This window comes from Paenibacillus sp. NPDC058071, from assembly GCF_042885235.1.
Classification (GTDB): domain Bacteria; phylum Bacillota; class Bacilli; order Paenibacillales; family Paenibacillaceae; genus Pristimantibacillus.
This window is the reverse complement of the sequence record NZ_JBHVSK010000018.1, coordinates 18,708-42,860: the sequence shown is the minus strand read 5'-3', so window position 1 is coordinate 42,860 and position 24,153 is coordinate 18,708. Positions and strand designations below refer to the sequence as shown.

Annotated in this window: 21 protein-coding genes and 1 CRISPR repeat array (1 of these 22 cut by a window edge); of the genes, 15 read left to right on the top strand and 6 right to left on the bottom strand. The window is 47.0% G+C overall.

What is annotated here, in order from left to right; translation table 11 throughout:
• Nucleotides 1-8: 8 nt before the first annotated feature.
• Together ACFVTB_RS22790 and ACFVTB_RS22785 are read left to right on the top strand one after the other, a co-directional pair.
• Complete coding sequence (locus ACFVTB_RS22790; protein WP_387754448.1) at nucleotides 9-332, top strand: hypothetical protein; 324 nt, start codon at nucleotides 9-11, stop codon at nucleotides 330-332.
• Between the two features lie 185 nt (nucleotides 333-517).
• Complete coding sequence (locus ACFVTB_RS22785) at nucleotides 518-1,351, top strand: inositol monophosphatase family protein (protein ID WP_387754446.1); 834 nt, start codon at nucleotides 518-520, stop codon at nucleotides 1,349-1,351.
• Nucleotides 1,352-2,104: 753 nt separating this feature from the next.
• Here the strand turns inward: ACFVTB_RS22785 and ACFVTB_RS22780 are convergent.
• Together ACFVTB_RS22780 and ACFVTB_RS22775 are read right to left on the bottom strand one after the other, a co-directional pair.
• Complete coding sequence (locus tag ACFVTB_RS22780; RefSeq protein WP_387754443.1) at nucleotides 2,105-3,550, bottom strand: ArnT family glycosyltransferase; 1,446 nt, start codon at nucleotides 3,548-3,550, stop codon at nucleotides 2,105-2,107.
• Nucleotides 3,551-3,742: 192 nt separating this feature from the next.
• On the bottom strand, nucleotides 3,743-4,933 hold the full coding sequence (locus ACFVTB_RS22775; protein WP_387754440.1) for a M20 metallopeptidase family protein: 1,191 nt from the start codon (nucleotides 4,931-4,933) through the stop codon (nucleotides 3,743-3,745).
• 231 nt (nucleotides 4,934-5,164) lie between these two features.
• On the opposite strand from ACFVTB_RS22775, the gene ACFVTB_RS22770 reads away from it, so the two are divergent.
• The 6 genes from ACFVTB_RS22770 (at nucleotide 5,165) to ahpF (ending at nucleotide 11,259) form a co-directional block, all read left to right on the top strand.
• Nucleotides 5,165-5,485, top strand: coding sequence for an ArsR/SmtB family transcription factor (locus ACFVTB_RS22770; RefSeq protein ID WP_387754437.1), 321 nt, complete (start codon nucleotides 5,165-5,167; stop codon nucleotides 5,483-5,485).
• 171 nt (nucleotides 5,486-5,656) lie between these two features.
• Entirely contained in the window at nucleotides 5,657-6,658 is a 1,002-nt protein-coding gene (locus tag ACFVTB_RS22765) for an NADP-dependent oxidoreductase (RefSeq protein ID WP_387754435.1), read from the top strand.
• A 223-nt stretch (nucleotides 6,659-6,881) separates the two neighbouring features.
• On the top strand, nucleotides 6,882-7,706 hold the full coding sequence (locus tag ACFVTB_RS22760; protein ID WP_387754432.1) for an aldo/keto reductase: 825 nt from the start codon (nucleotides 6,882-6,884) through the stop codon (nucleotides 7,704-7,706).
• Nucleotides 7,707-8,109: 403 nt separating this feature from the next.
• On the top strand, nucleotides 8,110-8,763 hold the full coding sequence (locus tag ACFVTB_RS22755; protein ID WP_387754429.1) for a FusB/FusC family EF-G-binding protein: 654 nt from the start codon (nucleotides 8,110-8,112) through the stop codon (nucleotides 8,761-8,763).
• Between the two features lie 390 nt (nucleotides 8,764-9,153).
• Nucleotides 9,154-9,717: an alkyl hydroperoxide reductase subunit C gene (gene ahpC, locus ACFVTB_RS22750; RefSeq protein WP_387754426.1), complete on the top strand. Its 564-nt coding sequence runs from the start codon at nucleotides 9,154-9,156 to the stop codon at nucleotides 9,715-9,717.
• 12 nt (nucleotides 9,718-9,729) lie between these two features.
• Complete coding sequence (ahpF, locus tag ACFVTB_RS22745) at nucleotides 9,730-11,259, top strand: alkyl hydroperoxide reductase subunit F (protein WP_387754424.1); 1,530 nt, start codon at nucleotides 9,730-9,732, stop codon at nucleotides 11,257-11,259.
• 95 nt (nucleotides 11,260-11,354) lie between these two features.
• Here ahpF and ACFVTB_RS22740 read toward each other — a convergent pair whose 3' ends face one another.
• A complete protein-coding gene (locus ACFVTB_RS22740) occupies nucleotides 11,355-12,407 on the bottom strand; it encodes a Cfr family 23S rRNA (adenine(2503)-C(8))-methyltransferase (protein WP_387754421.1) in 1,053 nt (350 codons plus the stop codon).
• Nucleotides 12,408-13,011: 604 nt separating this feature from the next.
• Between ACFVTB_RS22740 and ACFVTB_RS22735 the strand changes: the two genes are divergently transcribed.
• The 3 genes from ACFVTB_RS22735 (at nucleotide 13,012) to ACFVTB_RS22725 (ending at nucleotide 14,447) form a co-directional block, all read left to right on the top strand.
• Nucleotides 13,012-13,296 (top strand): hypothetical protein, encoded by a 285-nt coding sequence (locus ACFVTB_RS22735; protein ID WP_387754419.1) that lies wholly within the window; start codon nucleotides 13,012-13,014, stop codon nucleotides 13,294-13,296.
• 72 nt (nucleotides 13,297-13,368) lie between these two features.
• A complete protein-coding gene (locus ACFVTB_RS22730) occupies nucleotides 13,369-14,037 on the top strand; it encodes a carboxylesterase family protein (RefSeq protein WP_387754416.1) in 669 nt (222 codons plus the stop codon).
• 122 nt (nucleotides 14,038-14,159) lie between these two features.
• Nucleotides 14,160-14,447 carry a hypothetical protein gene (locus tag ACFVTB_RS22725; RefSeq protein WP_387754414.1) on the top strand — a complete coding sequence of 96 codons (288 nt, stop codon included), beginning with the start codon at nucleotides 14,160-14,162 and terminating at the stop codon, nucleotides 14,445-14,447.
• Between the two features lie 742 nt (nucleotides 14,448-15,189).
• Here the strand turns inward: ACFVTB_RS22725 and ACFVTB_RS22720 are convergent.
• A complete protein-coding gene (locus tag ACFVTB_RS22720; RefSeq protein ID WP_387754411.1) occupies nucleotides 15,190-16,812 on the bottom strand; it encodes an AraC family transcriptional regulator in 1,623 nt (540 codons plus the stop codon).
• Nucleotides 16,790-18,577 (bottom strand): cache domain-containing sensor histidine kinase, encoded by a 1,788-nt coding sequence (locus ACFVTB_RS22715; protein ID WP_387754409.1) that lies wholly within the window; start codon nucleotides 18,575-18,577, stop codon nucleotides 16,790-16,792. Before ACFVTB_RS22715 ends, ACFVTB_RS22720 begins: the two co-directional genes overlap by 23 nt.
• Before the next feature lie 207 nt (nucleotides 18,578-18,784).
• On the opposite strand from ACFVTB_RS22715, the gene ACFVTB_RS22710 reads away from it, so the two are divergent.
• The 4 genes from ACFVTB_RS22710 to ACFVTB_RS22695 all read left to right on the top strand — a co-directional run bounded on the left by ACFVTB_RS22710 (nucleotide 18,785) and on the right by ACFVTB_RS22695 (nucleotide 23,046).
• Nucleotides 18,785-20,206, top strand: coding sequence for an ABC transporter substrate-binding protein (locus ACFVTB_RS22710; RefSeq protein WP_387754406.1), 1,422 nt, complete (start codon nucleotides 18,785-18,787; stop codon nucleotides 20,204-20,206).
• Between the two features lie 72 nt (nucleotides 20,207-20,278).
• On the top strand, nucleotides 20,279-21,211 hold the full coding sequence (locus ACFVTB_RS22705) for a carbohydrate ABC transporter permease (protein WP_387754403.1): 933 nt from the start codon (nucleotides 20,279-20,281) through the stop codon (nucleotides 21,209-21,211).
• A 12-nt stretch (nucleotides 21,212-21,223) separates the two neighbouring features.
• On the top strand, nucleotides 21,224-22,066 hold the full coding sequence (locus ACFVTB_RS22700) for a carbohydrate ABC transporter permease (RefSeq protein ID WP_387754401.1): 843 nt from the start codon (nucleotides 21,224-21,226) through the stop codon (nucleotides 22,064-22,066).
• A 38-nt stretch (nucleotides 22,067-22,104) separates the two neighbouring features.
• Nucleotides 22,105-23,046 (top strand): dihydrodipicolinate synthase family protein, encoded by a 942-nt coding sequence (locus tag ACFVTB_RS22695; RefSeq protein ID WP_387754398.1) that lies wholly within the window; start codon nucleotides 22,105-22,107, stop codon nucleotides 23,044-23,046.
• On the opposite strand, the gene ACFVTB_RS22690 is transcribed toward ACFVTB_RS22695, so the two are convergent.
• Entirely contained in the window at nucleotides 23,018-23,158 is a 141-nt protein-coding gene (locus tag ACFVTB_RS22690) for a pentapeptide repeat-containing protein (RefSeq protein WP_387754586.1), read from the bottom strand. The genes ACFVTB_RS22695 and ACFVTB_RS22690 overlap by 29 nt on opposite strands.
• Nucleotides 23,159-24,009: 851 nt before the next feature.
• A CRISPR array of direct repeats spans nucleotides 24,010-24,153; the repeat unit is 32 nt; unit sequence GTCGCACCTCGCTGAGGTGCGTGGATTGAAAT; it runs 1,088 nt beyond the window's last position.

Here is a 24,153-nt window from a genome sequence, read left to right as displayed (position 1 = left end):
CATTTTAAATGACAATGAGTAAAAAGGGATCGAGAAAGATAAGGATCGGACAAGAAGTATATAGGTGGGGAGTATCTCCTGCAGAAAAGTCATTAATATTAACAGTTCATCATGATCAATTCAATGGACAGCTTATTAGGGTGAGCGTTAAATCAGATATTAATAATCTATGGGTTGAATTTCCTGATATTAATTCAATTGATACGAAATTGGTACTGCCTTCGGATGTAGTCATTATAATTAATGAAGCGTTGAATCAAGGTTGGACACCGAAGAAGCAAGGTAAACTTTTATGTTTTACTCTGGAAGGAAAGGCCTTGATTCCTCAATAATAGATAAGTTTTATCTTAGAATTGATTAATCTCCTTTCGACCAAGCCGTCTGAATACACTCACCCCTCGTCTATCCCCATCCACACTTATTGCACAAAGGTTGATCGTTACCAATGATTGGCCTAAAATGAGTGTACTCAATAAAGTTTTGACGGATACCGTCTCAAAGGAGCGAGTGGACTACTATGAGTAACAATCATGAATTAAATCCGCATAGCAGAATTGAAATTGAAAATGAAATGTATGAACGCTCAGTCTCATGGATTATGGAGGCAGGGGAGATCATTAAGGCAAGAATGCTGGAGAAGACCGAGTACAAGCAGAAAACGAGTCATTCGGATGTAGTGACCGAGGTGGATCGGCAAGTTGAAGCCTTCTTGGTCAACAAAATTAATGAGTATTACCCTGAACATAACATTATAGGCGAAGAAAATATAGGCAACCGCGCTTCATCCAGTCCTTATGTATGGATTATCGATCCGATTGACGGGACGAGCAACTTTATTAATCGCAAGCAGGATTTTGCCATTTCCGTGGCGCTTTGCGAGCAAGAACGTGGCGTATTCGGAATCATTTACGATGTGATGGCAGAAAAATTTTACTGTGCCCGCCAAGGGAACGGAGCCTACTTGAATGACAGAAAGCTTTCTCCTCCCGAGGCAGACGGTGCACTGGAAAATGAACTGATGGCGATCAATGCGCCTTGGGGCAGCATCGAAGAAATGAAGCGATGGGAGCACTTTTTTCGGCTCGGTCCGCAAGTTCGCGGCGTCCGTAATTATGGCGCAACGACGATGGAGCTTGGGGATATGGCGGCAGGATTGCTCGGCGGCTATGTTCAGTATTATGTGAATTCATGGGATTATGCGGCGGGACGAATTATTTTGGAGGAGCTGGGCTATACCTTTTCCGATTTGCAGGGCCGGGCGATCGACCGCCGCTATTGTGGAGGCATTATAGCGGCAAGCCCCGCCATCCATCGTCAAATCATTCAGGCACTGCAGAAGGCCGCAGAGTGACAACCAGGGGCTAACAAGTGGTGAAAAGCTGCAGGAGCTTGGGGTCAGAAGGCTAAGCTTCGGCGGTGCCTTATATCGAAAGCTACAAGCATTGTTGGATACATGCGCGGCTCAAATTTACGAGTCTAAGGATACGTCTGTGCTGTTTGATTGAAATTTGGAGCGGTCTATTTTTACGAGGCTATCCCAAAAAGGTAAACTTGAGCGGGAGAATCTCATGTTACGTGCAAAAGAACCTTCAAAACCACTAAGAAAGTGGCTTTGAAGGTTCTTTTTTTGCGTTAATAGGGGCTCTACACCGTAATCAATGCTTGACACTCTTACCAGTGAGGTCTGAATGACGAGTGACCGTTATAGCAAGACTTTGCATTCGAAAAGAAGGCGTGATGGTTTGAGCCATAGTTAATGGACGTTAGTGACCGTTAGCGCCGATTATTCGAAAATTTGGCTTGCTTACGGATATAATTGTCCCTAAGCAAGGGATAGGTCGGAGAAAAGCGTGAAATCATCTTCTAACGGTCATTAGTATCCTTAAAGAAAGTGAATATCCTTTTTTTTGCTCTGCCGGTCAGAATTGACCACTTGACAGGCACGATAATGCTGCTGTCCATTGTGAACAATCATTTCCTTCGGAAATTGCTGTTGGGACAGCCTCATTTTACGGCATCACTAGGCCGCGCCCTCAACACGCTAGCCCCCCAACATCACGCCAGCCCCCAACATCATGCTAACATCATGCTAGCCCTCAACATGCTAGCCCCCAATACTTCTTCCTCGCTCAACCGAAGCCACTGGACGTTTATCTCGCACCCAACGAAAGACGTGATAAACCCCGTAGCTTTGCAAGAGTATGAGAACCGGAACAAAATCGAGCCGGTATCGCGGTTGATTCTCGATGAGCAAATGCGCACCGATATACAGCATGATCAAAATCATAAACAATAACGCTTCATTCCTCTTGCCTGGCGTACGCCACAAAGCGATCATGCTAAAGACGCCAAATGCACACATCAGCACATACATAGGTCTTTCCCATTGCTGCAGTGTTTTCTCAAGCTCCCACTGGTTCAATCCTTGAAGGCTCCAAAAAGGAGAAGAGTCGGTAGAACCCCACATTAAAACTAGCTTTCTCGCCATTAAGGCGGCCAACTCGGGCTTGTCTTCCAGACGTTCTTTTATTTTCACAAGCTCAGCTTGATGGCGTTCGTCGCCGAAGGCGTATTGGTTCGCATAGTTGGCATCTTCCATATTCCAACTGCCATTGGTTTCAGCATTAAGGCCGACCATGAACTTCCAGTACTTCTCTCCCTCGAATAAAGAATGCTGGGTGACACCGGATGAGATCAAAGCGGTGCTGGCAAGCAGTTGAACTAAATAATAAACCAAGATCAAACCGCTAAGCTTGCCCGCGGTCATAGCCGCCAGTCTTTTAAGCGATCCGCGCCATTGCTGCCATAGGACGAGCAAGACAAATAGAGCAATTCCCGCTAAGTAGACGGTCCCGATCGGGCGCATCAAATGGCCGAGACCTATAGCCAATCCAGCGATTAGCCAATAAACGATTGCATTTTTCTCCCTCAGCAGCAGGAAGCATCCTAGTAAAAATAAAAAGACTGATAAATGCTGGTTCGTTAATACGGAACACATAATGATGTTTGGCAAATAAAAGAGATAGGCAAGCGCCGTAATTCTACCGCAGCTCTCATTAAACACCCTTGAGGCTAAGCCATATAGGATGACGGAAGTTCCAACACTTAACAGAACGTTTAATAGTTTAAGAATAATGAGGTGATTGCCAAATAAACGAATGATAGCAGCCTCATACATCGTAAAACCGAACTGGTAGGGAAAACTGATATAGTAAGGCGTATCACTAAATGAAAAATTGCCCGCTGCTGCCTCTACGGCTGCATTATACATAAATAAAAAATCCGATTCCGGAGGAGCCGGATTCCATATGATCCAAGCTAATCGTAAAGCAAAGCCAAGTGATAGAGACACGGCTAGAAACATTTTTCGGCTTAATCGAGAGACCATCCAACGAATGATCATCCAAGAGAGACCAAGGGTTATAGCAAGTGCAAAGATCATCTTCCATATAGAGTCATAGACAAAAGCCATCGTTGCAATGGAAGAGAGCATAATGGTTAGGAAAAAAAGTCCGCCTGCTGCAGATAGAATACGTGTGCTAAAAATCATAATAGCTCCTATCGATTCGAAGTATTATGCTATATTACCATATTTCCTTATTTTTCTTAAATCTTATTGTCTAGTACTAGAGCTGACTGCATTCGATATTTGCAGCAAGAAAAAAGCAGGCTCCGAGGCATGGCATGGGGCTGGCTGACCCTATGCTCTCCTCGTAACCTGCTTTTTGTTCATGAATAATACTTAACGTGTCAAATAATGGCCTACGATGCTTAGAAAAGCTTTTGCCGACAACGCCAGCGCGCGTTCGTCTATATCGAAGCGGGGATGATGATGCGGATAATGCGTCCGCTCGTCCGTTCCCCGCGCACCGACTTGAAAGAAGCTACCCGGCTTATGCTGCAGATAATAGGCAAAATCTTCGGCTCCCATTCGTCTGTCCAGCTCGGTAATGACAGCGCCGGGAATTGTGCCTGCTATGGCATCGCGAGCGATCGATGTTTCCTTGTCGTGATTGACAAGCGCCGGATACCCGCGCAAATAGTCAATGTGAATGGCTGCATGCGAGGCGCGTGCTGCGCCGTCGGCAATGGTGCGGAGCTCCTGCTCGACCAGATCTCTAACTTCGGGATCGAAGGAGCGAACCGTTCCTTCCAGCAGCGTCTTTTCCGCGATGACGTTAAAAGCTGTGCCGCCCTGAATTTTGCCAATGCTGACAACGGCCGGCTGCAGCGGATTAACTCTGCGGCTGACGATTTGCTGCAGTTGTCCGACCAGGCCGCAGGCAATGGCAATCGAATCGACAGTCTCGTGAGGACGCGCTGCATGTCCGCCTCTTCCTTCGACTCGAAGGGTGAAGGCGTCAACGGCCGCCATGAAGCTGCCGCTGCAAAATCCGAAATGGCCGACAGGCAGGTCGGTTGCCAGATGAATGCCGAACACGGCATCCACGCCGTCGAGACAGCCGTCGGCAATCATGGCCTGAGCGCCGCCGGGAGGCTTTTCTTCCGCATGCTGGAACAGAAATACAAGCGTGCCGTGCAGTTGCTCACGCTGCTCGCTTAAAAGTGTCGCGACGCCTAGCAGCGAAGCGGTATGCCCGTCATGACCGCACGCATGCATCACACCGGGAACGGTCGAGGTATACGCGGTCTGTTTTTCGTCCTGAATGGGCAGCGCGTCGAAATCGGCTCTTAGCGCGATCGTCGGCCCCGGATGACTGCCTCTCAGCACGCCGACCACGCCTCCCCCTCCTACATTCGTCCGAACCTCAAGCTCAAGCTTCTCCAGTTCGGCAGCTATAAAAGCGGCTGTTTGCTTTTCCTCGAATGACAGCTCGGGACGCTGGTGCAAATATCTGCGCCAGCCTATGATACGGTCAGCGAGCTTATCTTCGATCTCTTCATGCCAACGGGCAATAAGCGGTTCTGTCATAGGGAAGATCACCTCTGCATTGTTATTTGGTGCTATTACGCAGAATTAAATATTAACTATTCCGAGTTGTATACTATAAAATACTATATCATATTAAGACTGTCATATCGATGCGCACTTGCTAAAAGTAACGCTTCTCGTCCTTCTGAAGCCTATTCTTGATTTTACAAACAAGTTCGCTATAATTAGGTTTACGCGCTTAAACGAATAAACGGAAGGGGTGGAGAGAGGATGAGCCAGGAAACGGAGCAAGTTATGCAGCAGTTTAAAGAGTGTATCCCGTTGCTGGATGTGCTGACAGATGAAAAGCGTCAAGCGATTATTATGCTGCTTGCACAGCATAAATCGGGACTTAACGTCAATACGATAGCCGAGCATATCAACTTATCGAGACCCGCTGTTTCTCATCATTTGAAGGTGCTGAAACAATCCGGCTTCGTGGATTACGAGAAAAAAAGCGTCGAGAATTATTATATTCTGACTGTCCGCCAGCCGCTTGAGCAGCTTAAGTCGCTAATTGCAGGCATAGAAGCCCAATGCCTCAAATCTTGATTTAATCAGGAAAAGAACCGCCTAGCGCGTTTTTTTGAACAATAGGTTTATAAGTTTAAACGAATGATCGAATTGGATAAGATCGATACAAGCGATACAAAACTTTTAATGCATTTTTTTAATGATTACGTTTATAAGTTTAAACAAATAACCCAAATAGGAGTGATTGAAATGAAAGCCATGGTTATCGAGAAATATGGCAAGGATTCGCCTTTGCTGATGACAGAAAGGCCGATGCCGGAAATCGGAGAGAACGATGTGCTGGCGGAGATTCATGCAGCCAGTTTGAATCCGATCGATTTTAAAGTAAAAGAAGGGAAAGCAAAGTTTTTGTTAAAGTACGAGATGCCTTTAGTCTTGGGCAATGATTTTTCCGGCGTAATCGTCGCGGTTGGCACTCGGGTAAAAGGTTTTAAACCGGGAGATGAAGTGTACGGCCGGCCCCGCAAAGGCAGAATAGGAACGTTGGCCGAGTATATCGCGATTCATCAAGATGATATTGCATTAAAGCCTCGCAACCTAAGCTTTGAAGAAGCGGCATCGATACCGCTTGTCGGATTGACGACGTATCAAGCCTTCCACGATATTTTGAACCTTCAAAAAGGCCAAAAGATATTGATTCATGCGGGAGCGGGAGGCGTAGGCACTTTTGCGATCCAGTTAGCCAGACTGATGGGGGCTTACGTAGCGACTACCGCAAGCGATAGAGGTTATGATTTGGTCAAGTCGCTTGGCGCTGATCAGATTATTAATTATAGGAAAGAAAATTTTGAAGAGCTGCTGACGGACTACGATGTGGTTTACGATACTTTAGGGGGAGAGGCGCTGAAAAAATCGTTTCAGGTGCTGAAGCCAGGCGGCAAAATCGTCTCTGTCTCCGGTCTGCCAAACGCCAGATTCGGCAAGGATTCGCAATTGGGCTGGTTGAAAACAACCCTTTTATCGATCGTAACCCGCAACCTTACAGCACTTGAGAAGAAAACGGGGACGAGCTATCATTTCTTATTTATGAAGCCGAGCGGCGCGCAGTTAAAAATCATTAAGCAGTTTATTGAAGAAGGCCGCATTAAGCCTGTCATCGATAAAGTTTTCAAGTTTGAAGAAGCACCTCAAGCGCTCAAGTATCTGGAAGGCGGGGGCGCTAAAGGAAAGGTCATCGTTAAAATAAAGTAAACCCTGATTCATTCTGCACGCCGTTTCCAGAATGAATTTTCTTCAAAGCTGTGCAAATACTAACGCGGGCAAGCATGGTTTAACTTACTTATTTAAAGCTAGTATATGTGAGTATACTATTGAAAAAAATATTCACTACTTTTCTTAGAAGATAAGTCAAGTTAAAATGACAACTGTAGGCTCACATTAAACCATATGAAGATCGCAAATAGGAGGAGATATCATGCAGTATGTAACGTTAAACAATGGGCTGGAAATGCCGCAGCTTGGTTATGGGGTATGGCAAGTCAATGACGATCAAGCCACTGATGCCATTGCCAAGGCGTTCGAAGTAGGATACACCTCTATCGATACGGCAATGATTTACAGAAATGAGGTTGGAGTTGGACAAGCGATTAAGCAAACTTCGATTCCGCGCGAGAAATTGTTTATCACAACGAAAGTATGGAACGCCGATCAGGGGTATGAAAATACGCTGCGTGCGTTCGACGAAAGCTTGAAGAAGCTTCAGCTGGATTACATTGATTTGTACTTGATCCATTGGCCGACGCCGCAATTCGACCAATATATCGAAACGTACAAGGCGATGGAAAAGCTGTACCATGAAGGCAAAGTGAAAGCTATCGGCGTGTGCAACTTTGAAATCGAGCACTTGGAGCGTCTGCTTAAAGAGTGCGAGGTTAAACCGGTGCTCAACCAAGTCGAATGCCATCCGTACCTGGCTCAGAACGAGCTGAAAGCATTTTGCGATAAGCATCAAATTTTCCTTGAAGCCTGGAGCCCGCTTGAGCAAGGCGGCGAAGTGCTGAAGGATGAGGTTATTGTGAAGCTGGCCGAAGCTCATGGCAAATCGCCGGCTCAAATTGTTTTGCGCTGGCACCTGCAGCGTAATGCGATTGTCATTCCTAAATCGGTGACTCCGTCCCGTATCGAAGAAAACTTCAATGTGTTTGACTTCGAATTATCGGCGGACGATATAGCGGCAATCGATCAACTTAACAAAAACCGCCGTAAAGGTCCTAATCCGAACGAAATGAATGTACGCTAGCCTCAATAATAAATTCGATAAGAGCATTACCAACAGGCATACCTTCAAGGGACATGCTCATGGTAATGCTCTTTTTCTTTTGGCCCGCAACGCTTCCCTCACTTCAAGTCAAGCGCTGATTTCGGGTTTGAGCCGTTAAATCCTGCAAGATGACTTAGTCGCCTTTCAATTATCGACCGGCAAGCGTATAATAGCTGTATTCCTTTGAAAGGGAGGCTGATACTGATGGCATTCAGAGATTGCCGGATTGGCAAAGCCCCTGCAAAGCCTTAATTGGAGGCGATACTTTGCATGGGGTCGACTAGGCTTTACTAATATGTCGCCCAAATAACGCATTTATCGTTTTTAATATTTGGCTTTGCACCTTATTTGTTTTTCAAATAAAAATAAGGGGCTGACGTCCATGTGCGAACCATTTATTAGAAACCATCACTATAACTTTATTAAAAACCAAGCCGACTCTGTGCTTTATGCGCTTCGAACGGTTGGCGATCCGAAAATAGTAGAATCCGTCCGCTTTAGCGCGCAGTCGAAGGTAGCGGAGCTGTTCCCCGATGCAACGGATGAGCAGAAAACGATGCTGGAATCGATTGCGAACTTAAAAACAGCGGATGATTTTCAGCAATATTTGCAGCAGCTAGAGCCTTATCGAATTGAGTTCTCGCAAATTACGGACAAGCAGATCCGCAGGCTTTTTCCGAAAAACAAAAAGCTGAAGCTTCCTGATCTGACGCAAATCGATTTTCACCAGACGACTTATCTGAGCTGGGTCGATGTCTCAACGAATAAAATGTTTTTCGTATACGAGATGGACGGGCAATTCGTAGGCGTGGAAGGACGATTTACGCCGACAAATAAGAAAAGCTATTGCTTCGTTTGCAACAAATACGAATCATTGGCGCTTTTCTCCGCAATTACGAAAAAACGACCGGCTAACGCCTCTTCAGACTACTACAAGTCGGTAGGCAATTATTTATGCATTAGCGGTCATGAGTGCAATAAGAATGTGACGGATGTCACCTCGCTTGAAAAATTTATCGAATCGGTTCAAGGGTAATTGAGCAAACCGCGGTACCGATTTGATTGTTTAAAAGCTTGCTTGCAAGCCGAGCTGATTTCAGCGATTTACTGCTGATTTCACTCGGCTTTTGTTATTCTTCATTATATATAAGTACAGCACGGTAACAGCCGTAGCACACCTGCAATAGATCTTTTAAGGCATAGGAACCTGCTTTTATGGGAAAACTAAACGATGTGCCAAAAAATGAACTTCTTCATCATAAATTCATTTTTTCTTCATGCATAATTCGACGAACAATGCTATTATATAAATATAGTTAAATAAGAATTATTATTGTTTGTGGATGACGAACGCGATGCAATGCAAAGCATGGATTCCGATAAACGCGATAATTCTCAAAATACACTTTCAGGAGGAACATTCACTATGTCTCTTATCGGAACAGAAGTAAAACCATTTAAAGCAACTGCTTACCAAAACGGCAAGTTCATCGACGTATCGGAAGAAAACTTTAAAGGTCAATGGAGCGTTGTATGCTTCTACCCAGCTGACTTCACATTCGTTTGCCCAACTGAACTCGGCGACCTGCAAGATCAATATGAAACGCTGAAATCGCTCGGCGTTGAAGTATATTCCGTATCGACTGACACGCACTTCACGCACAAAGCATGGCATGACAGCTCGGACACAATCGGCAAAATCACGTACATCATGATCGGCGACCCTACGCACACGATCTCCCGCAACTTCGACGTATTGATCGAAGCAGACGGCCTGGCTGACCGCGGCACGTTCATCATCGATCCAGACGGCGTGATCCAAACAGTTGAAATCAACGCTGGCGGCATTGGCCGCGACGCAAGCGCGCTTGTGAACAAAATCAAAGCTGCACAATATGTGCGCAAAAATCCAGGCGAAGTTTGCCCGGCGAAATGGCAAGAAGGCGGCGAAACGCTTAAGCCAAGCCTTGATCTTGTCGGCAAAATCTAAGGAGGGCTTCTTATGGTGTTGGATGCGGAAATTAAAGAGCAGTTAAACCAATACCTTCAGCTCTTGGAAGGCGACGTGCTGATTAAAGTCAGCGCTGCGTCGGACGCAGTATCAACGGACATGCTGGCTCTCGTGGACGAGCTGGCCGGCATGTCCTCCAGAATAAAAGTGGAAAAAGCGCAGCTGTCGAGAACGCCAAGCTTTAGCGTGAACCGTCCCGGCGAGGATACCGGGGTCGTGTTCGCGGGCGTTCCGCTGGGACATGAATTCACTTCGCTGGTGCTGGCTCTGCTGCAAGTTAGCGGAAGAGCTCCGAAGGTTGAACAAAGCGTTATTGACCAAATTAAAGGCATTCGCGGCGAATATACGTTTGAATCGTTTATTAGCCTGACCTGCCATAACTGTCCGGATGTCGTTCAAGCGCTCAACTTGATGAGTGTGCTGAACCCGGGCATCACTCATACGATGATCGATGGAGCTGCGTTCAAGGAAGAAGCGGAAAGCAGAGAAGTAATGGCTGTTCCTTCCGTCTTCCTGAATGGTGAATTTTTCGGCAGCGGCCGCATGACGATTGAAGAGATTCTCTCCAAAATCGTGGAAGCGCCGGACGCCTCCGAATTTACGAACCGCGAACCGTTCGACGTGCTTGTCATCGGCGGCGGTCCTGCAGGCGCAAGCTCCGCGGTTTACGCGGCTCGCAAAGGCATTCGCACTGGTATTGTCGCTGATCGCTTCGGCGGTCAAGTGATGGATACGGTCGGCATCGAGAACTTTATCGGTACGAAATATACCGAAGGCGCCAAGCTGGCTGCAAGCCTCGAAGAGCATGTCAAAGAGTACAATGTTGACGTGATGAAGTTGCAGCGCGCGACGCGGCTGGAGAAGAAGGATCTGATCGAGGTTGAGCTCGAGAACGGCGGCGTGCTGCGAAGCAAAACCGTCATTCTCTCCACAGGCGCTCGTTGGCGCAATGTCAACGTGCCGGGCGAAGCCGAGTTCAAGAATAAAGGCGTAGCGTACTGTCCGCATTGCGACGGTCCGTTGTTCGCCGGCAAGCACGTAGCCGTAATCGGCGGCGGCAACTCCGGTATTGAGGCAGCGATTGACCTTGCTGGTATCGTAAGCCATGTAACGGTACTTGAGTTCATGCCTGAGCTGAAAGCGGACTCTGTTTTGCAGGACCGTCTGTACAGCCTGCCGAATGTTACCGTGCTGAAAAACGTGCAAACGAAGGAAATTACGGGCACCGACAAAGTGAACGGCATCTCCTATATCGAACGCGAGACGGGAACCGTTCAACATGTTGAGCTGCAAGGCGTATTCGTTCAAATCGGTCTGGTGCCGAACACCGACTGGCTGGGCGACACGCTGGAGCGCAACCGCATGGGCGAGATCGTCGTAGACAGCCGCGGCGCTACGAGCATCCCTGGCGTATTTGCCGCTGGCGATTGCACGAATAGTCCTTATAAACAAATCATTATTTCGATGGGTTCGGGAGCGACCGCAGCTTTGGGCGCCTTCGATTACCTGATCCGAAATTAATACGATACGTAAAAAGCAGTCCGCCCTTATCTGAGGGCGGACTGCTTTTTTGCTGTAGACTTAGTCCTTGCTAGTGTCTAGTGTGAAGTGTCGACTCAGTTCTCTAGAAATAAACCCTCGCTTTTCCCGTACAGCTGCCCGCAAGCAGCATCGATATCCGATCCGAATTGCGTTCTCACCGTGACGTTAACACCTCGCGCCTTTAGGATATGAACGAACTGGTTTATACGATCTTTATCCGATTGCTTATACGTTTGAGGAGTCACCTCGGTTGAATTATAAGGAATTAAATTAACATGGTATAAGTGATTCCATGAGCCTCGGCCATTTAATAAAGCGGATACAGCTTCCGCATGCTCATTGGAGTCGTTGACGTCCCGAAGCAATATATACGCAATATAAACCTTTCTGCCTGTTGCGCGAATATGGCGATCCAACGTTGCTAACACATCGGCAAGTGGAAAACGTTTGTTAATAGGCATCAGCTCGCTTCGTTGCTCATCGAATGGAGAGTGCAGGGAGAAAGTCAGATTCACTTGAGGGAACTCTCTCGTCACCCGTTCGATGCCCGGTACAATTCCGATAGTGGAAACCGTAATTCTGCGTTGCCCTAATCCGAAAATAGCCGGATCTGTCAAAGTCGAAAGAGCATCGAACAAATGCGGATTGGCTAGCGCTTCTCCCATTCCCATAAAAGAGACGCTGTCCAACGATTGGCCGTGAAAATGAAAATAAAGCAGTTGGTCCGTAATCTCATCAACCGTTAAATTTCGCTTCAAGCCGATGGTGCCAGTTGCGCAAAAGCTGCAGCCGTATCCGCAACCGCATTGGCTGGAAATACAATACGAATTCCAGCCGCGCTCATAGCGTAGTTGAACGGCTTCTATGCGATCACCTTTGGCGGCGGCAAAAAGAACTTTATTGACTTGCTTCGATGTTTGCTCCAGCGATGGCGTGAGAGTTAAAACTCGGCCGCCCAGCTTATTAATCAACTCGTTTCTTAACCTTAGCGGCAGCAAGGTCATTTGCTCATATTCGCCTATTCTTTGCTTGAAAATGGCGTCCATAATTTGCGAAAAACGGTAGGCGGGTTCTTTCATATCTAATAAAAGCTGCTGAATGGTTTCGTATTTTGAAGTTGGTTTCATTGTTTTTCTCCTCATAAGCCGGAGAAACTGCATCAACGTCGTTTTTGGCAGTATAGCGTGCTCATTTTAACCAACTATGCGAGAAAATTACGAAGCGTCTACAGATAGAATCGTCGCTACGTGCATCTATCGATAGATGGAAAATGCTCCGGCATCCGTTTAATTTGATCGTGAACCGTGCCAACGGACAATGAACGTTTCACTTGAACATCTACAACTTCCAACATAAATTTCTGCCTCCTAAAATGAATGAAATTGTCCATAAAAAAAGAGCCACAAGAAAGTTACCCTTCTTGTAGCTCAAATAAATACACTGATCCCATCCTAATGAATAGGAGAGACCAAGGTCTTCATGAGTGCAAAGAATAAAGTAACTTTCCTGCTTAAGAGAATAAAACAACGATTTGTTTTATCCGTCTCGAATTAAGCAAGAAATCCTACATTACTCTTCACATCTCCCGTCGTTAAAGTTGGTAACATCGTATCATAAGCGCTTTTACGCTTCAACCTGTTAGGCTGAATTTTTGTCGTAAACCAGTTTATGGGTATTCATCTATGGCTAGAGACTTGTATAATAAAGGAAATGCGACACTAGGGGGCAGCCATGCTAGAAAAGGTGCATCGCTTCTATTATTTGGGCGGATTAATTGGATTGGTTGTGGGCTATATGTTTGCTAAGGTGTATCAATCTTGGGCGATCCTTTATCAGGTAAATCGACTCGATCCGAATATGCAGAATAGTTGGCCTTCCAACGGACCGCCTATATGGATCATTGCGACGGAAAAGCCGGCTGCATTTTCGTTCTGGACGGTTGTCATTTTCATTGCGGCCAGTATGATAGCTGTAAAGCTTTTTTTCAATCCGAAAAACAAACCTGCAACGGAGTAACGGGCCGGGAACCGAAATCATTATCGTTACTGTACTCCATGGGTTAATGCGACGAAGAGGGGATGAGGACAAATGCCAGTTACGGATTGTACGATTACTAGCACGAAGTCTTTTAACACTCGGATGAATTATCAACTCTTTTTACCTCATGATTATGAAGGAAATACGAATGCTCAATATCCCGTTATTTTATTTCTTCATGGCATTAAAAAACGCGGCAAGAATATTCGCATGTTGGATCATTACGGGCTAGTCTGGCATGCGGAGAAGCAGGGCGATTTTCCGTTCATCGTTGCAGCGCCGCAATGTCCAGCAGGTTCGGACTGGACGGAACAATTCGAAACGCTTCGTGCGCTTGTGGAAGAATTGGTTGCGGGTGATCTGCGCACTGACTCCGAGCGCGTCTATGTTTCTGGGTTCAGCCTGGGCGGAAACGGAGCGTTCGATTTTGCGGCCCGCGCACCCGAGCTAATCGCAGCTGCGGTGCCGATTGCGGGCTTTTACGATCCGAAGCTGGCGGAACGGTTAAAGGAAATGCCTATCTGGGCTTTTCATAGTGTAGATGATGATGTGGTGTCGGTCTCGCGAACGGAAGAGATGGAAGAAGCCATAACGGCGATAAATGGTAACATCAAGACGACTTACTACGAGGGTCTGCGCCATAGCCATCAAGTCATGTATGAAACCTATGGGCAGAACGAACTGATTGACTGGCTGCTGTCGCAAAAAAGAGTGCGTTAGGAAGCAATATCGGGCGTTTCTACCTTTTGAAGGTGGGGAGAACACTCCTTTTTAGCAGGTGAATCATTCATGAGGTATACTGTCTATTAGGTTAAATATTAAGAGCAGGCAGGTGCCCAAGGATGAATAGCGTCAATCAGCGCTGCTGGACATACATAGGTAGAGAAGAAGACAACTGCACGTACGCCACATTGGAGCCTTGCGCCGGTGAAGACTGCGATGGAGTGGCTATCGCCGAGCAAATCGTTGCCGATTATTTTGAGCGGTTTCCGGGGGAGACCGGCCCCGGTTGGATTCTCGTCGATACGTATTGGCTGGACCAAAACGTCAAAGCGATGCAGGCCTTTCAAAACAAAGTGAATGACTTGCTGGCCCGCTATCCCGAGCTCCAGTTGAACGCTTTTTTCTAAAGCAAAAACGCAAACCATACCAAACGCATGCGTTTGGTATGGTTTGCGCATGCGGTAGAGGCTAAGCGCTGAATTAGACTGGCAGCGTGCCGAAAAGAGTAAGTTGCATTCGCATTCCTGCACATGGCTGCCACAAGCTAAAGGGCGCGACTAAGGAGGCGTGATCGTACATGACCGCCTATGTCCCAAAGGACGCACTAAACATGATCATCCACTCGTCAAAGTAAGCACCATCCTAAATGACCACCACACACAAAAGTAATCATTATCCTAGGTGATTCATATGTAAAAGGCACCACACAGTAGAGTAGAGGAGCGCCGATTCTCTAAAGGCATTGTAATCGTACAATGCAGCCTTCCCTGAGGAGCTTCTAGCTACACCTTTCCTTCATGGATCAAATGTATATGAAAAATCATACATAATTTGAGCAAAATCGGAAAATCGGCGAATTATATGCGAAAAATCATATATAATTGCCCGATTTTTGTGAAATCGCGAAATTATATATGAAAAATCATACATAATTGCCGCGATGCCTCTTTTGATGAGTAAAAACGTTACATGGCGACGAAAAAGCAGGGGGCGCAACCGTAGCCACACCCACAGCTCGCGCCCGCATCAGCTCGCGCCCGCGTCAGCCCGCGCTCACGTTAGCTCGCGCCCGCATCAGCTCGCGCCCGAACCATAACCAGCCTTGCAATGTCCCCACTCAAACCCGGCCGGCACACGCCACTGCTAAAGTCAGCTCGGAAGCCTGTTCCGGTATTGCTGCGGCGTTTCTCCCGTGTACTTCTTGAACGAGTAGCTGAAATAATGGGCGTTCTCGTAGCCTAAATGCTCGGCGATTTCGAGCACCTTCATTTTTGTGTTTTTGAGCAGCTTTTTCGCCGAGCTCATCTTCGTTTCGATAATGTACTCGTTGATGGTTTCGCCGGTTTCCCGTTTGAATACCGCACACAAGTAGCTGGGCGACATATAGATTTCGTTCGCAATGTCGGCAAGCGAAATATTGTCCATGTAGCTTTGATTGACGTAGTTTTTAATACGCTCGACCAGCACATGATGCTTTTTATTGTACTTAGCGCCGTAATAGTCGGCGATGCACAAAAGCATAGCGCTTACATGATTTTTAATGTCAGTGAGAGTCTCAACCCGCATGACCGACTCCATGCAAGTCGTATAGCTTGCCGCAACCTCTGGGGATTCCCCTTCGGTCTCGCAAATTTCGCGGTAAGCGGTAATAATCAGCTCGAGAAACAATCCTCGAATATAGTCCTGGGAAAGCTGAGTTGCTTGTGCCAGCAGCACGCAATACTGCTCCAGCGCTTGCTTAGCCCGCGGCTTGTTGCCGGTCTTGATCTCGTCCAGCAGCAGCTTCTGCAGTTCCCCGAGCTTCAGATCGTTCATTTTGCCCATGATGCTGGAATCGGTGATGTCATTGATATGGATAACCGAACCGTTGCCCGTATAAAACTTGTAGCCGATCGCATTGCATGCGCGGTTATAGGAGAGACTTGCCGCCTCCATGCCAACGCTATGGCCGACCCCAATCGAAAGCGTAATCCCGTCAAAATCGAGCAGAAGCTGCTCGATGCTCTCGAAAATTTGCGCCATTCGCACTTCATTGCAATATTCTCCGCTTAGGATGATGACGAATTCGTTTTCCCGCGCGGTCGTGAAGCAGATGCCGGCTTGATAGTTGTTCAGCACTTGCTCGATTAAATTTTTGATGGAAAAGTTGAAAAAGTGAATCCGCTCGACGCCTTTTTTCTTCACCTTTAAGTCGTACTCGTCAATTTCCGCCACCGCCACCGCCATATCTTGACCGGATTGCAGCGGCAGACGGAAATAGTCGAGCCTCTCTTGCAGCTCCTCACTGCTCCCGATTGGCTCCATAATGAGCTGATTCAAAAACTTGTCGCGCATCAGCGCCATGTTTTCTTCCAGCTGTCGCTCCAGACGCTTCAGCACCTGCTCACGCTGAAACTCCATTTCGATCGCGTCGCGCACTTTTTTCAGAACGGCGACAACTTCCTTCAGCTGAATCGGCTTTAAAATATACCCCGCCGCCTGTACGTTCAACGCGATTCTGGCGTAGTTAAAATCCTGCACGCCGCTAATCAGAACCGTCTTCGTACGCATGCCGCTCTCCATCAGCTGATTGGCAACCTCGAGACCGTTGTAAAAAGGCATTTTGATGTCCGTCACCAAAATATCCGGCTGCTTTTCCATGCAAAGCTCCAGCGCTTCTTGTCCGTTCTCAGCGAGCCCAATTACTTTCATCCCAAGCTCGCTCCAAGGAATCGTATCGCATAATATTTCTTTGACCAAGTAATCATCATCAGCCAGAATAACCGTTAGCATCGTTCTCCTCCAAGTTAAGGCACGCTGGAATCGTAATTTCGACCGTGATTCCTTCCACCTGATTGTGTCTGTAACGAAGGCCAAAGTCTTCGCCGAAAGCGCTTTGCAGCCGCCGGTGAACATTGGTAATGGCAAAAGATTGTTGCTCGGACTCGTCGGAATTGAGCAGCTTGTTGAGTTCGTCCGCCTTCGCTTTCGTACCGGTGCCGTTGTCTGAGATGCACACAATGACTTTATCCGCCTCTTGCTTTGCGGTGATAGCGATTTCAAGTTCTCCCGTCTTTTGATGAAAGCCGTGAATGATCGAGTTTTCCACCAACGGCTGGATGACGAGCTTCACCGTCTTCGTCTTTCTCAGCTCGCGCGGCACTTGAATGGAATAGTGCAATTTTGGACCGAACCGCATGGACTGAATTTCGAGATAGCTGCTCGTATGACCCAGCTCTTCTTCAAGCGAAATGATATTTCGTCCCTTGCTAAGCGAATAGCGATAAAAATTAGCCAAGGAGCCGATCATATCGCTAATGACGGGCGTATTGTACTTAATCGCATATAAATTGATTGAATCAAGCGTGTTATATAGAAAATGCGGATTGATTTGCGCCTGCAAGGCTCGAAGCTGAGCATCTTTGGCCAGCAGCTCTGCCTTTTGCTTTTTCAAATCGCTGACGTACAGCATATCGATCAAGTCTTTGATTTGACGAATCATCCGTTTATATTGCTGAATCAGAAATCCGAACTCGTCCTTCTTATGATAGGCGATGTCGATGTCGAAATTATTGCCTCGCACGGTGCGCATAGACGCGACCAGCTTCGTAATCGGACTCGATATATTGCGCGACAGCAGAAAGGCTGCCAGCAAGGCGGTCGTCATACAAATGATTAGGACAAGCAAGACAATGCGAGTCAGCTGGAGCTGGTCGGAATTGATCTCGCTTAACCGCGTCATATTAATAATTTTCCACTCGATGTTGTCCAACTGCTTAGAGGAGACGATAACGGTTTTGCCTCTCCAATCCGCCCTCTCCAAGCCATTTGCCGCCGGATCGAGAGAATGGATAAATTGCTCCTCGTCGACGGAGTAGGGATCGCTGCTCATAATAATTTGATTTCGTTCGTCGAGAATAAAGATACGGCTCCCATTGGATGGCTTGTAATTGGATAACATGTCGTTTAGACTGGACTTTTCCAATTTAACCGTAAGCAAAGCCGCATAATCGTATTTATCCGCATTTTGCAAGCTGAACAGCCTTCTAGCGATGACAACCGGGGCGTCTCCCGGCTCCGCGTAGACCGACTTGTTTTTCCCGTTTAAATTTCTGTACCACGGTTCGTTCTCGATGGACTCGATATCCTGCACTTTAGTGGAGATATCGTATTTGCTATACTCCGGTCTGTCGATCAGATGAATCGTCGGTACGATGGACGAGTGGGGCGATGCGTAATAGTTCGATAAATAATAACTGTCGAGCGCGCGGTCGAGCTTAATGATTTGTAAAATGTTATCGGTCATATTGGTCGTCGGGCTCGCGCTCAATACTTCTTGAATCATTGGATTTAATGATATGAGCGTCGTCATTTCATCGATAAAAGCGAATCTTGTTTGGACAATCAGTCGAGCGGACTCGACGTTTTTCTCAATTAAATCATTCATTTTTTTCGTAATAATGCCGGTTGAGCCCATATAAACGACTACGGTTATAATAATGGATGGAATGAGAATGGAGGCAAGGAAATACAGCACCAACCTGTTGCGAATACTCATATGCACGGCGTCCGATTTGGCCCCTTTCGACAATGGTTACTTCCAGTTCCAGTATAGCAACCCCAAATCATGAACGACAAGGAGGTGAGGGAAACTGCGTAATATATCTAACTTTTTCCCTCAAGTTTTTGTATTTTAACCCCGGAGGAATCTTGATATTATTGCTCTTGCAAGCGCTTCAACTACGAATAAGAAGGAGGAACAGATTTGAACAGTAAGCGATTTCAAGGACGTGCAAGGGTGGGTCAAACCTTTTTGAGTCTTGTATTGCTGACGGGTGTATTGGCAGGCTGCGGCGGAAAAGATAATTCGCCAAGCGGTTCCGCCAATCCGGACGGCTCCGGCAATACGAAAATGGAAACGGTTCGCGTATGGACCAACGATGCCGGCTACAAGCCGGTGATGGAAGCCGCTATCGAAGCGTACAACAAAGGGCAAGGACTGCAGGACGGCATTAACATCGAGTATAAAGTGTTCGGCGGAGACTACAACGATGTGTTGAAGGTTGCGCTAGCCGCGAACCAAGCTCCCGAGCTTTATAAATTCGTAGGCACCGTCAAAGAGCCTTTCATTAACTCGGGCTGGATGCTGCCGATCGACGATTTGCCAGGCGGACCGGAATTTTTAGAGACATATAAAGATATTCTGATCAATGGCTATACGTCGTTCAAGGGCAAAACGTACAGCGTGCCTTACAAAGTACTGACGACTAAATTTGTTTACAACAAGGATCTGCTTAAAAAATCCGGCTACGAGCAACCGCCTGAAACTTGGGACGATGTCGTCGCCTACGCTAAGAAAATTACCGAGGACAATAAAGGAAACGCTTACGGTTACGGCGTTCACTTGAAGGATTCGGCGTCCTCCGGCAAATGGTACTTCGCTGCACAGTTTGCCAGCTCGGTCGGTCACATGGGTTACAACTTCAATGAGGGCAAATTCGCATTCTCCGACTTCAAAACGAATATTGAAAAAATTCTTCAAATGAAAGCGGACGGAAGCATTTTCCCAGGCGGCGAAGGCATGGGCAACGACGAGTTGATCGCTCAGTTCGCAGCAGGACGGATTGCAATGCTCCCGGGCGTTAACTGGGATGTAACCTCCATCGATAAGTTCTGGAAAGAGATCGGCAGCAGCTTTGAGCTTGGCGTAAGCGATACGCCGGTTATCGATAAGGCCAATAAGTATAAAAACTATGCGCAAATCGCCGATGCGCTTTGCGTAGGGCCAAGCGCGAACAAAATGCCGGAAAAAGCGATGAAAGTATATCAATTGTTCCATGACGATCAAATTTTGAAAGACATTCAAAACAATGAACTGGAATTCATCGCAAGAGCAGACATTCAAGCGCAAAAGCCTTCCAGCTTCACGAAAGCGGGCTATGCGGAATTCGGCGACACGTCCAATTCGTATTTCACGCTGACGCCTCCGGACGGTGGCATTACGGTTGAGGGGCAGCCTTATCAGAACACGCTGGTCAACATGATTGCTGGTTCGCCTACCGCCGACATTGCAGCTGTTCTCGCGGATTTGGATAAACGCTACAACACTGCGCTTGAGAAAGCGATTGCCGACGGCTTGGATATGACAATCTACATCGATAAGAACTGGAGTACGAAAGCGGAATAACGCAAACGCAGCAACGGCGGAGAGGATGACGTCATGCTCTCCGCTTTTTCACAGAAAGGAGGCATCCCAGGTATGACCTTTTTCAAGCGCAAAACGAAGCATCAAAGCCTGTACCGGAAAGATGCCATTCAATCCTATTTAATGCTTGCTCCCATGCTCATCGGATTTGCTCTGTTCACCGTGTACCCGATGATTTGGCTGATTCAATGGTCTTGGTTCGACTATGACGGCATGAGCACGCCGAAGTTTATTGGACTTGAAAACTATATTCGCGCCTTTACACGCGATCCGCATTATTGGGAATCACTTGAAAATACGTTTTATATCGTTATTGCCAAATTTATAATCGAAATCCCGCTCGCTTTATTTCTGGCGATTATTCTAAACGGCAACAAAAAAATCAATTCGTTTTTCCGAACGCTGTTTTTCTCTCCAACGATCGTCAGTACGGCTATCGTAGGCATCGTATTTTTCCTGATGTTCGAGCCGTTTATGGGCTCTGTGAACCAGTTGCTAAAGGCGTTCAACATTATTGACACCAATATCAATTGGTTCAGCAACAAGTGGTTGGCCGATTTTGTCATCGTCATCGCAAGCGTATGGAAAGGGTTCGGCATTAATATGATTTTCTTCATCATGGGACTGCAGAACATCTCTCAAGAAATATACGAGTGTGCGGATATCGACGGCGTAAACAAGTGGAACCGATTTACGAAAGTTACGCTGCCGATGCTGGCATCGACTGGCAAAGTTGTCATGATGCTCTTTATCGTCAACAGCATTAAAATGTCCGACCTCGTTCTCGTTTTGACGAACGGACAGCCTGGCGGCACCACCGAAGTCGTCATGTCGTACACGTTCAAATACTTCTTCTCGTACGGCGCAGCCGATGCTATCAGTCAATACGGCTACTCCTCGGCGCTTGCCGTTATAACGGCACTTATACTAACCGTTATCGTGAGTCTGTATTTGAGGCTGACCAGAAATATGGGAAATCACTACTAAGGGGGCGAACAGATGAAGACGAGAAAGACATTAGAAGCCATCCCGAAATATATTTTTCTTGCACTGCTCGCCGCGCTGGTCGTTTTCCCTATTTTTTATGTAGTGGTCAGCTCTTTGAAAAACACGGCAAGTATTTTGGCTTCCAGCTCGTTTTTTCCTAAAACAGTAACATGGGACAATTATGTCCGGGCATGGAACTTATCGAATTTTAAAGTGTATACGTGGAACAGCATTTACATGTGCGGCATTATTGTACTCGGCACAATTGTTACTTCGATTTCATCCGGTTACGTGTTCTCTCGCGGCCGGTTTATGGGTAAAAAGCCGCTGCTTGCGCTCATAACGTTTTCGATGTTCATCTCGGCAGGAAGTCTGTATCTTTATCCGCAGCTGAATATCGCCAAGGCGCTGAATCTGAGCAGCTCGTTGTGGGGCGTTATCATCATTTATATCTTCGGGATCAACGTTACGAATCTATATTTGGCGAAAGGCTTCATCGACGGCATTCCGAGGGAGATCGACGAGGCGGCCCGGGTCGACGGCTCCAGTTTTTTCGGAATATTCTGCAGAATTATTTTTCCGCTCACGAAGCCATTGATCGCAACTGTCGGATTGCTCGCCTTCATGAACTCGTGGAACGATTACTTGCTGCCAATGGTGTTCACACTGGGCAACCCGGATAAGCAGCCGCTCGTCGTCGGCATCGTGTCGATGAAGAGCTCGGGCGAATCCGTTACCTCTTGGGATCTCATGATGGCGGGTACCGTTATGGCCGTTATTCCAATGCTCGTCGTCTTCATTGCATTAAACAAGTATTTCGTTTCGGGGCTCACAAGCGGCGCCGTTAAAGGGTAAGAAACTACAAAATCCATAATGGACAGGGGATATTTGCAATGACAGAACAGTTGATTACAGGCGTACTTCCAGCTCTTATTACACCGTTGGACAAAGACGGCAACGTGAAAACGGAACTGGCACAGCCATTGGTAGACATGTATGTAAAACAACAGGCTGACGGCCTCTACATGCTCGGTTGGACGGGCGAAGGCGAACACCTCAGCGTAGAGAAGAGAAAACAATGGGCGGCGGCGGTGCTTGCGGCTGCAAAAGATAAACTGCCGGTATTCGTTCATGTCGGCTACAACCGCAATCTGGATGACTCGATTGAACTGGCTGCTCATGCGGCTGAGCACGGCGCTTACGCAGTATCCTCGGTCGGTATTTCCGAAGAGGCTTCCTTGGAGGACAACGTTGCGTATTTCAAACGGATTGCGGCTGCAGCGCCTAATGTTCCTTTCTATATCTACTGGGTGGCAATGGGCAAAACGCTGACGGGCGGCACAGAGATCGATCCGCCGGCGCTGCTGGAAGCTTTGAAAGAGGTTCCGACGTTCCGCGGCATCAAGTTCACGGACAACAACTTCTACATTTTGGAGCGGTTCAAGAAGTACCGTCCGGACCTTAACATCTTGACTGGCGCGGACCAGTTGGCGATCTGCTCGCAATACATGGGCTCCGACGGCAATATTGGGGCGCTGCAAGCTGTTACTTGCTATCACTTCAAAGTGATGATGGAGAAAATCAACGAAGGCAAATACGACGAAGCTCGTGAGCTCCAATATCGTGCTAACGATGTCAACGAGGCATATTCCCGTGCTGCAGTCGGCGCACTGCCAGGCATCAAGCTGCTGCTGGAGAAAGTATTCGGCATTCCAGCCGGCTACTGCTCGCCAACCGGTCCATATGCTGGCATCGCGCACTCGGAAGCGGACGGCGGCGACGGCGCTGCCGAGCTGGTAGAGCTGTTCAGAAAGAACATTTTGGTGAACGAGTAAGATCGGAACGAGTGAGATCGGATTGAGTGAGATCGGATTGAGTAAGATCGGAACGAGTAAGATAGGTTGATGCGGCGAGCTTGCCGCATGTGGAGAGGGGCTGCCGGCTAATGCCGGCAGTCTTTTTGTTTTTAATAGGGTGGGTTCTAGATTGGTAGTAAGAGGAGGGCAGTTGGACTATTAGAGGAGCTTATTGATATGAATGAGTGCGGTTTTTTGGCACCTCGTGCATCTCCCAGCGCGAGGTGCGGCGCCACATCAACCACATTTAAGTATGCAAAAACGCTCCTCGAAAGGAGCGTTTATTAATAGAAGATATGCGATTAAGTGCTGCTGTATTTAGACAGTGTTTTGTTGTTCTTTAAGACGTTATACAAGCGATATAGACTAGTTGCTGCTGCGGCGCGGGTAAATTTCTGTTTCGGATAGAAGTAGCCTTTGTTAGCGGTCAAAATGCCTAAGATTTTGGACAAGCTGTATGCACTGAAGGAAAAAGTATGCTGTGGTTACGCAACCGTACAATGAGGGAAAGACGAGTTGTTCATTATATATGATATTTCATACATAATTTTCGATTTAGAAGAAAATCGGCGCATTATGTATGATTTTTCATATATATTTATCGATTTTTCTAATTTTGTTAAAATTATATATGATATTTCATATATAATCGGTTTGTGGAAGCATGACACGTGTCTAAATGAATAATACGATGGTCATGAAGATAGGAAACGTAAAGTGTAGTAGTGTAGTTACAAGCATATAGTCCTGGAATTCGAACTTGTGGAAACGTGGTGCGAATGTGAAGCTCACATAAAATCCCTAGAGCATTCGCACCAAAAAATGTAGTAAAATATGATGGAAATCTATTTCAATTAGTTTACTTTTTTTGAAATATGATTGTTTTGATTTGATTTTACTATTTGAATTGCTCATTCGGGCGAATTCGGATAGAAAATCGCTGTCGCACCTCGCTGAGGTGCGTGGATTGAAATAATCGTTTTAACTGCCGCCTGGTACTGTTCTAAGTCGCACCTCGCTGAGGTGCGTGGATTGAAATCTCCCAAGAGCCGCGCCGCGCCGCGCCGCAATCTATCAAGTCGCACC

Coding starts and splice junctions, on each gene's coding strand:
- ACFVTB_RS22780 (WP_387754443.1), bottom strand. CDS start 3,550: ATGATTTTTAGCACACGTATTCTATCTGCAGCAGGCGGACTTTTTTTC.
- ACFVTB_RS22695 (WP_387754398.1), top strand. CDS start 22,105: ATGACAGAACAGTTGATTACAGGCGTACTTCCAGCTCTTATTACACCG.
- ACFVTB_RS22770 (WP_387754437.1), top strand. CDS start 5,165: ATGAGCCAGGAAACGGAGCAAGTTATGCAGCAGTTTAAAGAGTGTATC.
- ahpF (WP_387754424.1), top strand. CDS start 9,730: ATGGTGTTGGATGCGGAAATTAAAGAGCAGTTAAACCAATACCTTCAG.
- ACFVTB_RS22765 (WP_387754435.1), top strand. CDS start 5,657: ATGAAAGCCATGGTTATCGAGAAATATGGCAAGGATTCGCCTTTGCTG.
- ACFVTB_RS22715 (WP_387754409.1), bottom strand. CDS start 18,577: ATGAGTATTCGCAACAGGTTGGTGCTGTATTTCCTTGCCTCCATTCTC.
- ACFVTB_RS22735 (WP_387754419.1), top strand. CDS start 13,012: ATGCTAGAAAAGGTGCATCGCTTCTATTATTTGGGCGGATTAATTGGA.
- ACFVTB_RS22725 (WP_387754414.1), top strand. CDS start 14,160: ATGAATAGCGTCAATCAGCGCTGCTGGACATACATAGGTAGAGAAGAA.
- ACFVTB_RS22700 (WP_387754401.1), top strand. CDS start 21,224: ATGAAGACGAGAAAGACATTAGAAGCCATCCCGAAATATATTTTTCTT.
- ACFVTB_RS22790 (WP_387754448.1), top strand. CDS start 9: ATGACAATGAGTAAAAAGGGATCGAGAAAGATAAGGATCGGACAAGAA.
- ahpC (WP_387754426.1), top strand. CDS start 9,154: ATGTCTCTTATCGGAACAGAAGTAAAACCATTTAAAGCAACTGCTTAC.
- ACFVTB_RS22720 (WP_387754411.1), bottom strand. CDS start 16,812: ATGCTAACGGTTATTCTGGCTGATGATGATTACTTGGTCAAAGAAATA.
- ACFVTB_RS22730 (WP_387754416.1), top strand. CDS start 13,369: ATGCCAGTTACGGATTGTACGATTACTAGCACGAAGTCTTTTAACACT.
- ACFVTB_RS22785 (WP_387754446.1), top strand. CDS start 518: ATGAGTAACAATCATGAATTAAATCCGCATAGCAGAATTGAAATTGAA.
- ACFVTB_RS22740 (WP_387754421.1), bottom strand. CDS start 12,407: ATGAAACCAACTTCAAAATACGAAACCATTCAGCAGCTTTTATTAGAT.
- ACFVTB_RS22760 (WP_387754432.1), top strand. CDS start 6,882: ATGCAGTATGTAACGTTAAACAATGGGCTGGAAATGCCGCAGCTTGGT.
- ACFVTB_RS22705 (WP_387754403.1), top strand. CDS start 20,279: ATGACCTTTTTCAAGCGCAAAACGAAGCATCAAAGCCTGTACCGGAAA.
- ACFVTB_RS22775 (WP_387754440.1), bottom strand. CDS start 4,933: ATGACAGAACCGCTTATTGCCCGTTGGCATGAAGAGATCGAAGATAAG.
- ACFVTB_RS22755 (WP_387754429.1), top strand. CDS start 8,110: ATGTGCGAACCATTTATTAGAAACCATCACTATAACTTTATTAAAAAC.